The organism is Kitasatospora sp. NPDC004669 (assembly GCF_040609455.1).
Lineage (GTDB): Bacteria > Actinomycetota > Actinomycetes > Streptomycetales > Streptomycetaceae > Kitasatospora.
On the sequence record NZ_JBEXKB010000016.1, the window covers coordinates 69,505 to 79,449 of the forward strand.

10 protein-coding genes and 1 pseudogene are annotated in these 9,945 nt (G+C 73.7%); 4 read left to right on the forward strand and 7 right to left on the reverse strand.

Annotated features, from left to right (window positions below; all coding sequences use genetic code 11):
- Window positions 1-117: 117 nt before the first annotated feature.
- From ABZW30_RS16230 to ABZW30_RS16240, 3 genes are all read right to left on the reverse strand, one after another.
- Window positions 118-606 (reverse strand): GerMN domain-containing protein, encoded by a 489-nt coding sequence (locus tag ABZW30_RS16230; protein ID WP_355671741.1) that lies wholly within the window; start codon window positions 604-606, stop codon window positions 118-120.
- Complete coding sequence (locus tag ABZW30_RS16235; protein ID WP_355671742.1) at window positions 603-2,138, reverse strand: HAMP domain-containing sensor histidine kinase; 1,536 nt, start codon at window positions 2,136-2,138, stop codon at window positions 603-605. Before ABZW30_RS16235 ends, ABZW30_RS16230 begins: the two co-directional genes overlap by 4 nt.
- A 155-nt stretch (window positions 2,139-2,293) precedes the next feature.
- Window positions 2,294-2,926, reverse strand: coding sequence for a ScbR family autoregulator-binding transcription factor (locus tag ABZW30_RS16240; RefSeq protein WP_355671743.1), 633 nt, complete (start codon window positions 2,924-2,926; stop codon window positions 2,294-2,296).
- A 369-nt stretch (window positions 2,927-3,295) separates the two neighbouring features.
- On the opposite strand from ABZW30_RS16240, the gene ABZW30_RS16245 reads away from it, so the two are divergent.
- The 4 genes and pseudogenes from ABZW30_RS16245 to ABZW30_RS16260 all read left to right on the forward strand — a co-directional run bounded on the left by ABZW30_RS16245 (window position 3,296) and on the right by ABZW30_RS16260 (window position 6,479).
- Window positions 3,296-4,243 (forward strand): ScbA/BarX family gamma-butyrolactone biosynthesis protein, encoded by a 948-nt coding sequence (locus ABZW30_RS16245; protein WP_355671744.1) that lies wholly within the window; start codon window positions 3,296-3,298, stop codon window positions 4,241-4,243.
- Window positions 4,244-4,316: 73 nt separating this feature from the next.
- Window positions 4,317-5,243 (forward strand): NAD-dependent epimerase/dehydratase family protein, encoded by a 927-nt coding sequence (locus ABZW30_RS16250; protein ID WP_355671745.1) that lies wholly within the window; start codon window positions 4,317-4,319, stop codon window positions 5,241-5,243.
- Between the two features lie 378 nt (window positions 5,244-5,621).
- A pseudogene (locus ABZW30_RS16255) lies at window positions 5,622-5,735 on the forward strand (NADP-dependent oxidoreductase); the annotation flags it as partial.
- Window positions 5,736-5,891: 156 nt separating this feature from the next.
- Window positions 5,892-6,479 (forward strand): NAD(P)H-dependent oxidoreductase, encoded by a 588-nt coding sequence (locus ABZW30_RS16260; RefSeq protein WP_355671746.1) that lies wholly within the window; start codon window positions 5,892-5,894, stop codon window positions 6,477-6,479.
- Here the strand turns inward: ABZW30_RS16260 and ABZW30_RS16265 are convergent.
- The 4 genes from ABZW30_RS16265 to ABZW30_RS16280 form a co-directional block, all read right to left on the reverse strand.
- The gene (locus ABZW30_RS16265; RefSeq protein ID WP_355671747.1) at window positions 6,467-6,595 is read right to left on the reverse strand and encodes a hypothetical protein; all 129 of its coding nucleotides are present in this window, start codon (window positions 6,593-6,595) and stop codon (window positions 6,467-6,469) included. The genes ABZW30_RS16260 and ABZW30_RS16265 overlap by 13 nt on opposite strands.
- Window positions 6,592-7,587, reverse strand: coding sequence for a dTDP-glucose 4,6-dehydratase (gene rfbB, locus ABZW30_RS16270; RefSeq protein WP_355671748.1), 996 nt, complete (start codon window positions 7,585-7,587; stop codon window positions 6,592-6,594). Before rfbB ends, ABZW30_RS16265 begins: the two co-directional genes overlap by 4 nt.
- Complete coding sequence (locus tag ABZW30_RS16275) at window positions 7,584-8,033, reverse strand: hypothetical protein (RefSeq protein WP_355671749.1); 450 nt, start codon at window positions 8,031-8,033, stop codon at window positions 7,584-7,586. The genes rfbB and ABZW30_RS16275 overlap by 4 nt, the downstream gene beginning before the upstream one ends.
- 329 nt (window positions 8,034-8,362) lie before the next feature.
- On the reverse strand, window positions 8,363-9,811 hold the full coding sequence (locus ABZW30_RS16280; RefSeq protein ID WP_355671750.1) for an amidase: 1,449 nt from the start codon (window positions 9,809-9,811) through the stop codon (window positions 8,363-8,365).
- Window positions 9,812-9,945 lie beyond the last annotated feature (134 nt).

A 9,945-nucleotide genomic window follows, 5' to 3' on the forward strand; every position in this document is an offset into this window, starting at 1 on the left:
ACCGGCCGCTTCTTTTGTCCCGCCTTCTTTTTGGTTCTGTCTTCTCTTTGGTTCTGCCCTTCTTCTTGGTTTCGCCGTGGTTCGGCCCTGCCGTGGTTCGGCCCGACGTCTCCCGGCTCAGCCGGTGCGGTGCAGGTCGCACTCCTGGTGGATGGCGGAGGGGGCGTCACTGCTGACGATCGCGATCCTCGGCGCCGGGCCGGCGGTCGGGGCGTCCTCGGCGGTGCAGACGAGCTGCTGGATGGCAGGGGCGGACAGCGAGGCGGCGGACCAGGACAGCCGCAGGGTGACCGTGTCGGGGGTGACGGTGGCCTGGACGCGGCCGTTCGGTGGGAGGTCGCTGTAGAGGCCGGAGTGCTTCTCCGCCTGGTCGGGCCCGGCGACCAGGGTGTTCAGGGTCTGCTGGAGATCCTCGCGGTGGGCGCTGGAGCGGATGGCCAGCCGGATGCCGTGCTGGTCGAGGAAGTACAGCCGGGTGCCCGGGTCGATGCCGGTGGCCGGCTGGCCGCTGCGCACCGGGCCGGTGGTGGAGATCGAGCAGCCGCAGGCGCCCAGCAGCAGGGCGGTGGCGGCTCCGGCCAGGCGAAGGCGTCGACGGGTGGTCACTGGTCCTCCTCGGTGTCCAGGCCGCGGGGCAGGAGGAGGGTGAACACCGCGCCGCTGTCGGGCGAGTTGGCGGCCTCGATGACGCCGCCGTGCAGCCGGGCGTTCTCCTGGGCGATGGCGAGGCCGAGACCGCTGCCCTCGGAGCGGGCGCGGGACTTGTCGGCCTTGTAGAACCGGTCGAACAGGTGCGGGAGTTCGGCGGGCGGGATGCCCGGACCGCTGTCCGTGACGGTGAGCACGAGGTCGTCGTCCGAACCGCGCAGGGCGACCCGGACGGGCGGGCGGCCGTGCCGCAGGGCGTTGCCGACCAGGTTGGCGACGACGACGTCGAAGCGCCGCGGGTCCAGCCGTACGGGCAGGGCGGTGGGCAGCTCCAGCTCGACCTGGTCGATCCAGCCGCGCAGGTCGAGGGTCTCCCGGACGGCGGTGGCCGCGTCGATGGACTCGGCGCGCAGCGGGGCGGCCCCGGCGTCCAGGCGGGAGATCTCGATCAGGTCGTTGACCAGCCGGGTCAGGCGCAGCGTCTCGTTGCTGACCATGCGCAGGGCGGCGGCGGTGTCGGGCGGGAGCTGTTCGGCGTCCTCGTCGAGGATGTCGGTGACGGCGAGCATCGCGGCCAGCGGGGTGCGCAGTTCGTGCGAGACGTCGGCGGCGAACCGTCGGCCCTGGGACTCGATGGCGCGCAGCTCCTCGATGGTGCCCTGGAGGGTGCGGGCGGTGTGGTTGAAGGTCTTGGAGAGCTGGGCGAGTTCGTCGTGCCCGGTGACGGTCAGCCGGGTGTCCAGCTTGCCCTGGGCGAGGGCGTGGGCGGCGTCCCTCAGGGCCCGGACCGGGTGCAGGACCTGGCGGGCTCCCAGCAGCGCCAGCCCGGCGGCCAGGACCGCGACCAGCACCCCGGCCCCGGCGGCTCCGGCGAGCAGCGCGTTGGCGGCGCTCTGCTCGCGGTCGAGCGGCAGCACGGCGTAGACGGTCAGCCCGGAGGGGGCGCCGGCCGGACCGGCGGGGCCGGAGGTGGCGTAGGTGACGGGGACGCCGACGGCGAGCCAGGGGTGGTCGTCGCCCGCGGTGAAGCGCTGGAACGCGGCGTGGCCGCGGCCGACGGTGGCCTCCAGGGTGGGCGGGACGGCCACGGGCTGGGTCCACTGGGAGTGCTCGGCGCCTGCGCCGGTGCCGTAGGAGGCCAGCACGCGCCAGTCGCGGAAGCCGCCGGTGCCGGACAACTGGCTCGCCAGGTGGTCCAGTTCGCTCTGGTTCGGCGGGAAGGGCAGGGCCGGCGCGAGGATGTCGATGCGGCGGCGCAGCTCGTCCAGGGCGGTGTCCTTGGTCAGGTCCAGGGTGGAGGTGGTCGCGGCCCGGTAGGTGAGCACGGCGGTGGCCAGGGCGCTCAGGGCGGCGACGGCGACGAAGGCGACCACCAGCCGCGGGCGCAGCCCGGCGACGGCGCGGCGAAGGCGGACCAGGCGGGGCGGGCGCGGGTCCGGGAGTGGCTTGGGGCGCTCGGGTGGGGGAGCGGGGGTGTCGGCGATGGTCACAGCGGTCCGAAACGGTAGCCGAAACCGCGCTCGGAGTCGTCATCGATCAGCAGTGCCCGTGCCATGGCAGCCAGTATCGGGCCTTGACCTGAGAAGACGCGCCCTGGGGGGTCGTGCGGGCAGTGGTGCGGGGTGTGGGTGTGGTGCCGGGCCGGTCAGTCGGCGTCGGCGGCCGGCGGGACCACCGGCGGCGGGGTGATGCGCAACCGGCCGATCAGGCCGGGGGTGACCAGGCCGGGCAGCATGAAACGCCAGAAGGCGGTGACCCGGTGGGCCAGGTCCTCCCGGCCGGTGTAGGCCTGGGACATGATCTGCAGGCCGGTGAACGAGCCGACGATGGTCTCGGTGGCCTCCTGCAGATCGGTGCCCGGCAGGATCTCGCCCTGCTCCTGGGCCTGGCGCAGCAGCGCCAGGATGGTCCGGGTGGACTGCTCGTAGGCGGTCTGCGGCGGACAGGGCAGGGACGTCCGCTCTATGGTCAGCCGCAGGCTGGCCCGCAACACCGCGTCGTGCAGCAGCCGTTCGGCGAAGGTCAGGGTCAGGTCGATGACGGACTGGACCTTCACCGGGTGGTCGATCACCGCCAGGGCCTCGCCGTGGGCGTCGAGCAGCGCCAGGGCGATGGCCTCCTTGGAGGGGAAGTGGTGGTACATCGAGCCACGCGTCAGCCCGGTGCGCGCGAGGATCTCGTTGGTGCTCGCGGCGTCGTAGCCCCGTTCGTCGAAGACACGGGCGGCGGCTTCGAGGATCGAGCGCTTGGACTTCTTGCCGCGTTCCTGCTGGGCCATTGCCGAATCCTTCACGCCTAATGAACAGACCTGTCTGTATACTAGGCCAGCCCTGTGGACGGCAAGGGCCCACGCGGGAGCGCCCGTCGCGGAGGTGCCGTCACCGATTCCCCGTCACCGATTCCCCGTCGCGGGTGCCCCAGGCGGAAGTCGACGCCGCGGACCCTGGTGATCCACTCGCTGGACCGAATCCGGCCAGGAGACGGACCTGGAGCGCGATGGGGTCAGTCGCAAAGGAAGAGTAAATCCGTACGTGAAATTCCGGACTGACATGTCTGTATCTTAGAGCGCAACGCGTCGGCCGTGGGGGAATGACGACGACGTCACGGCTCGCTCCCCCCTGCCCAGGAACTGACAGGAGCGCTGTCCATGCCGTACGTCGCCGGTCGCACCGTCCCCCACATACGCGAGCCCAAGCTGACCACGACCGTCCCGCGCGAATACGTGCACCGGGCCGCGGTGTCGGAGGTCCTGCTGACCGGCTGGACGGCCACCGCCGAAGGCGAGGGGGCGAAACGCGAGCACGCCTTCACCGTCACCGCCCAATGGCCGCGCAGCCACGCGCTCTTCGCCCGCGAGGGCGTCCACCAGGACCCGATGCTGCTCATGGAGTCCGTGCGCCAGATCGGATCCCTGCTCGCCCACGCCGAGTTCGCCGTGCCCTTCGGCCACCAGTTCCTGCTGACCGACTTCTCGGTGACCGCCGAACCCGACCTGCTCCTCGCGGGCCCCACCCCCACCGAGATCGAACTGCGCACCGTCTGCCGCGAACTCGGTGGCAAGGCCGGCCGGTTCGCGGGCATGCGCTACGACGTCACCGTGCTGCGCGACGGCAGGGCGCTCGCCGACGCCTCCGCCGCGTACCGGTGCATGAGCCCGCACGTCTTCCGGCGGCTGCGCGGCGACCGGCCCACCCTGGCCCCGCGCGCCACGTCCCCGGCCCTCGCTCCGGTGGCGGTCGGGCACAGCAGCCCCCGGCACGTCGTGCTCGCCGAGCCCGAGGAAGGCAGCCGGAACCGCTGGGAGCTGCGGGTCGACACCGCCCACCCGACCTACTTCGACCACCCCGTCGACCACGTGCCGGGCATGGTGCTGCTGGAAGCCGCCCGGCAGGCCGCGCACGCCTCCACCGGGCTGCCCGACGCCCTCGTGCTCGGCGTACGCAGCGAGTTCGCCCGCTACGCCGAACTGGACACCCCCTGCTGGATCGAGGCCCACCCGGCGCCGGCCGGCCCCGACGGCGACGTCCGGGTGCGGGTGACCGGCAGCCAGTCCCAGGAGACCGTCTTCACCGCCGAACTCACCGTACGGCCCTGAGGGTTCCGAGCCCGCCACCCCGCCACCCCGCCACCCCGCGAACCACCAGCACCAGAGCACCGAGAGACCAGCGATGCCCCCCACCGTCCTGATCACCGGAGCCGCCGGCTTCGTCGGCGGACACGTCGCCCGTGAAGCCCGCCGGCACCACGCCCGACTCCGGCTCACGGTCCACCGCCGCACCCCCTGCGAGCCCACCGCCGACCTCGTCCACGCCGACCTGGCCGAACCCGCGAGCCTGCCCGGGATCTGCGAGGGCGTGGACGTCCTGATCCACTGCGCCGCACAGATCGGCGGCGACGCCGAGACCAACGAGGCGGTCAACGCCCGCGGCACCGCGGCCCTGGTCGCCGAGGCCCGCCGGGCGGGCGTGCGGCGCATCGTCCAGCTCAGCACCGCCTCCGTGTACGGCCGCGGCACCTTCCGCGGCAGCCACCCGGAAGACCTCGTCCGCAACCCGGGATCGGCCACCTCCCGCACCCGGGCCGGCGCCGAGGACGCCGTCCTCGGCGCCGGAGGCGTCGTGCTGCGGCCGCACCTGGTGTACGGCTCCGGCGACGCATGGGTCGGCCCCGGGATCGCCGGGATCCTGCGGGCACTGCCGGGCACCGTGGACGGCTGGCCGGCCCGGACCTCGATGATCGCGGTGACGGACCTGGCCCGGCTGCTGGTGGCCGCGGGCCTCGCCCCGGCGGGCACGCTGAGCGCCTCCGTCTACCACGCGGCGCACCCGGAGCCGGTGGCGATCGCGGCGCTGCTGCGGGCCGTGGCCGCGTGCGGGGCGATCGCCTGCCCGGCCGGCCGGATCGACGCGGAGACGGCGCGGGCCGCGCTGGCCGCGCGGGGGCTGCCGAGCTCCTCGCTGGACATGCTGACGACGGATCACGTGTTCGATGGCACCCGGCTGTGGGCCGACCTCGGCCAGCCGCCCGGGGTCGCGTTCCCGGAGGGGTGGCGGAGGTCGGCGCGGTGGTACCGGGAAGTGCTGCGGGCGGGGTGAGGAAAGGTCGGTCGGTGCCTCTGTGCGGGGAGTCGGCGGGGTCGACTTCCCGCACACGACTTCACCCCGGTCCAGTGCCACCCGGACCCGGCCAGGCGCCGCGGCTGTCCACCGCCACGGTCAGCTGACCTGCGAAGTCCCCCCGCGACGCCGGGGGGGGGAGGCCTGTCGTGCCTCCCCGCCCGGCGTCGCGCCGTTTCTGACGCGGCGTCGGCCCGCTGTCGCCCCGCCAGGGGCCACGACTGGCGGGATTCGGCCATCGGGGAAGAGTTTCAGCCCACCGGGTTGACCTCAAGTCCGCTTGAGGTTTTATCTTCGCTTTGCCGTCCCCGGCAGGGGGATCTGACACCAATTCCGTTTCTGTACAAGGGATTTGCCATGAAGGCTGCCGCATTCCGCGCATTCGGAGGCCCCGAGGTCCTGGAGCTGATGGAGCTGCCGACGCCCCGGCCCGGCCCGGGCGAGGTGCGGGTCAAGGTGAAGGCGGCCGGCGCCCAGCCGACCGACTGCGCGGCCCGCCAGGGCTGGAACCCGCCCGGCTGAGCCACCCCCTCCCGGGCACCCCGGGGCGCTGCCCGACGTCGCGCCCCGAGGGCCGACCTCCTTGCTCCACCCCCTACTCCCATCCGTCACGCATCAGGAGTCCCCATGGCCAGCAACCCGCTCAAGATCGGCGTCATCATCGGCAGCGTCCGCACCGGTCGCTTCGCCGACAAGGTGGCCCAGTGGTTCCTCTCCGAGATCGGCGGGCGCGACGACATGGAGGTCCATGTCATCGACCTGTCCGAGCCCGCCCTGGTCGAGGAGCTGAAGCTCACCCTGGACGCCAGTGAGCCGCAGCCGGGCGCCCTCACCCTGGCCCAGCGGATCGAGGGCCTCGACGGGTTCGTGGTCATCACCCCCGAGTACAACCACGGCTACCCGGCCTCCCTGAAGCTCGCCATCGACTACGTCTACAGCGAGTGGAGGGCCAAGCCGGTCGGCTTCGTCTCCTACGGCGGCATGGTCGGCGGCCAGCGGGCCGTCGAGCAGCTGCGCCAGGTCTTCGCCGAGCTGCACGCCGTCACCCTGCGGGACACCGTCAGCTTCCACATGGCCTGGGAGAAGTTCGACGAGCAGGGTCGCCCCGAGGACGCCGACGGCGCCGGAAAGGCCGCCACCGTGCTGCTCGACCAGCTCGCCTGGTGGGGCCTGACCCTGCGCGAGGGGCGCGCCGCCCGTCCCTACGAGGGCTGAGGCCGGCGCCGGCCGGCCGGATCTCGGTCGTCCCCGGGACGAAGGGGGGCGTCGCCCCGCAGGTCCTGGTGGTACTCGGCGGTCTCGTCGAGTAGCAGGCCCTCGTGGTCGTTCATCGGCCGTCGCCTTCCTCGATGGGTCGGGCGGACTTGGCGGCCTTCCACCAGCCGGGGTTGTCGCGGTACCAGGCGACGGTGTCGGCGAGGCCCTGTTCGAAGGGGATCCGCGGGGCGTAGCCCAGCTCCTCGCGGATCTTCGTCTCGTCCAGGGCGTAACGCAGGTCGTGGCCCTTGCGGTCGGCCACCCGGCGCACGCTCGATCGGTCGGCGCCGCACAGGTCGAGCAGCCGCTCGGTGACGGCCCGGTTGGTCCGCTCGTCGCCGCCGCCGACGTTGTAGACCTCGCCCGGGCGGCCCCGGTCGAGCACCAGGGCGATCGCCCGGCAGTGGTCGTCGACGTGCAGCCACTCGCGGACGTTGAGTCCGTCGCCGTACAGCGGGACGGGCCGGCCCTCCAGCAGGTTGGTGGTGAACAGCGGGATCAGCTTCTCCGGGTGCTGGTACGGCCCGTAGTTGTTGGAGCAGCGGGTGATCGACACGTTCAGGCCGTGGGTGCGGTGGTAGGAGCGGACGATCAGGTCGGAGGAGGCCTTGGAGGCGGCGTACGGGGAGTTGGGCAGCAGCGGCCACTCCTCGGTCCAGGTGCCCTCGGCGATCGAACCGTAGACCTCGTCGGTCGAGATGTGGACGAAGCGCCGGACCCCGGCCGTGAGGCAGGCGTCCAGCAGGGTCTGGGTGCCGAGCACATTGGTCCGGACGAACTCGGCGGCCGAGCGGACCGAGCGGTCCACGTGCGACTCGGCGGCGAAGTGCACGACCGCGTCGTGCCCGGGCAGCAGGCCGGCCGGCAGCTCCGGGTCGCAGATGTCGCCGCGGACGAAGTCCAGCCGGGGGTGGGCCGCGGGCAGGTTGTCCCGGTTGCCGGCGTAGGTGAGCTTGTCGAGGACGGTGACCCGGGAGGCCTCGTGGCCCGGGTAGCCGCCGTCGAGCAGGGTGCGGACGAAGTGCGAGCCGATGAACCCGGCGCCGCCGGTGACCAGCAGTCTCATGCGGCCGCCTCCGGTCCGGCGGGGGCGGTGGTGGGCGATGTCCGTCGTGCCATGGGGACTCCTGCGGTGATGGGAAAGGGCTGCTCGGCGGCCGTGAGCCGGGACTCCGGCCGCCGGTGGACCTGCGCGGTGGCCGGCGGGGCTCCGCGCACGGCCGCCGAGGCGGCGCGGCCGGGATCGCAGGGGATGCCCGCCACCGTCCAGCCGCCCGGGTGCAGGGCGGGGCCGACGCCCAGGTGGTCGGCGCTCGGCGCGGTGCAGCCGGTGCCCAGACCCTTGAGGTAGGCCTCCTTGTGGGTCCGGAGCCGGCCGAACAGCGCCTGCCGCGCCGCGCGGGGCGGCCGGGCGAGCAGCTCGGCCCGCTCGTCCGGGTGCAGGGCCGGCAGGGCCACGGCCACGGCCGAGGGTAGCCGCTGCACGTCCACGCCGATCGGCCGGGTCGCCACCCCGCCCAGGGCGAGGTCCCCGCTGTGCGAGAGCGAGAAGTGCAGCGCCCGGTCCGCGGCGACCGCCGTCGCTCAACAGCCGGTACCGGGCCTCCAGTCCGGCGAGGGTGCCGAAGGCGGTGCCCAGGCTGACGCCGGGTCCGGTACGGGTCGAGCGCGGCGGTCGCCAGGCCGCTGTCCGCGACGGCCCGGCGGGCCCGCACACGCCGCACGGGATCCTGGTACCCAGCTTCTTCGCGCCGGGCGGGCGGTTCAACGGCCCCGGTTCGAGGGCTTCGTCGGAATCCCCAAGCCCTTGTCGACGGCGTCGCGCAATGGCAAGGCGGGTGTCAGGCGGAGGTCGAATCCCGCCGTCCGGGCCGGTCCTGCCGCGGGTCGATCGGGGTGAGGACGCCGAGGCGGTCCTCGATGTGCTGGGCGGCGGCGAGGCAGAGGTCCTCGCGGAAGGGCCGTGCGACCAACTGGACGCCGGTGGGCAGGCCGTCGGCCGCCAGTCCGGTGGGGACGGCCACGGCGGGGACGCCGACGAAGCTGGTGACCGAGCAGAGCCGCATCGCGGTGGCGACCCGGTCGCGGCCCGCTTGGTCCCGCGACTCCAGGCCGGGTTCGACCGGCGGCTCGGTGAAGACCGGGCCGAGCAGCAGCGGGTACTCGTCGAGGAACTCCGTCCAGGAACGGCGGACGTTCATCCAGGTGCCCATGAGGCCGATCAGCCCGGCGCCGTCGACGGGCGGGGCGCTGCGCATGGTCAGCTCGATGAAGCGGTCGCCGCCCTCACCCAGCAGCTGCCGGACGGCGGGCCAGCTGGGCGCGAACTCGGTGACGGCGAGCCGGTGGTAGGCGTCCATGGCCTCGTCCAGCCGCGGCACGTCGGGGACTTCGCGGACGTCGTACCCGGCCTCGCGCAGCGCCCCGGCGGCGGCCTCGACGGCGCGGCGGACGGTGGGGTGGACGCCGTGGCCGCCCGGGTCGGCGACCACGGCGACCCGGGGCGGGCCGTCGGGGCCGAACAGCGGGCCGCCGTACAGCGGCGCGGGGACGGCGCGCGGGTCGCGGGGGTCGGGGCCGGCCAGGGTCTCGTACGCGAGCCGCAGGTCGGCCACCGTGCGGGCCAAGGAGCCGTCGGTGACAAGGAGTTGAGAGGCCGGGCCGGGGTCGTCCGGGCCGAGCACGCGCTGGTCGGCGGCGAACCGGCCGGTGGTCGGCTTGAGCGCGGCGACGCCGCAGAAGGCGGCCGGGATGCGGAGCGAGCCGCCGGAGTCGTTGCCCAGTCCGAGCGCGGCCATGCCGGTGGCCACCGCCACGCCGTCCCCACCGCTGCTGCCGCCGGGGGTGCGGCGGGCGTCCCAGGGGTTGCGGGTGTCGCCGTACAGCTCGCTGCGGGTGTGCATCCCGGCCAGGATCAGGGTCGGCAGGTTGCTGTGCCCGATCGGGATCGCCCCGGCGGCGCGCAGCCTGGCCACCGGGATCGCGTCGGCGGGGGCCGTCAGGTCGCGGAAGCGCGGGGTGCCGAAGGTGGTGGGGACGCCCTCGATGCGGGTGCACTCCTTGACGGTGAACGGCACTCCGGCGAGCGGGCCGAGCGGCTCCCCGGCGGCGTGGCGGCGGTCGAGTGCCCGGGCGGCGGCGCGGGCGCGGTCGGCGAGGAGCTGGGTGACGGCGTTGGCGCGCGGGTTGACCTCGGCGATCCGGGCGAGGTGGGCGTCCACCACGTCGAGGGCGGACACCTCACCGCCGCGGACGGCGGCGGCGATGGCGGTGGCGGGGAGTTTCCACATGTGGTCCTCCGACAGGTTCTCCGACGGGTTGCCGACGGGATTTCCGACGGGACTTCCGACAGGTTCCGATGCGATTGCATCGGAACCCTAGCCGGGAAGCCGATACGCTTGCATCGGATTAAAGGGGGTCTTCG

What these genes read in the sequence shown, in the direction of transcription:
- ABZW30_RS16240 (WP_355671743.1), bottom strand. Translation starts at nt 2,926, where the DNA reads ATGGCCCAGCAGGAACGCGGCAAGAAGTCCAAGCGCTCGATCCTCGAA.
- ABZW30_RS16245 (WP_355671744.1), top strand. Translation starts at nt 3,296, where the DNA reads ATGCCGTACGTCGCCGGTCGCACCGTCCCCCACATACGCGAGCCCAAG.
- ABZW30_RS16250 (WP_355671745.1), top strand. Translation starts at nt 4,317, where the DNA reads ATGCCCCCCACCGTCCTGATCACCGGAGCCGCCGGCTTCGTCGGCGGA.
- ABZW30_RS16260 (WP_355671746.1), top strand. Translation starts at nt 5,892, where the DNA reads ATGGCCAGCAACCCGCTCAAGATCGGCGTCATCATCGGCAGCGTCCGC.
- ABZW30_RS16265 (WP_355671747.1), bottom strand. Translation starts at nt 6,595, where the DNA reads ATGAACGACCACGAGGGCCTGCTACTCGACGAGACCGCCGAGTACCAC.
- rfbB (WP_355671748.1), bottom strand. Translation starts at nt 7,587, where the DNA reads ATGAGACTGCTGGTCACCGGCGGCGCCGGGTTCATCGGCTCGCACTTC.
- ABZW30_RS16280 (WP_355671750.1), bottom strand. Translation starts at nt 9,811, where the DNA reads ATGTGGAAACTCCCCGCCACCGCCATCGCCGCCGCCGTCCGCGGCGGT.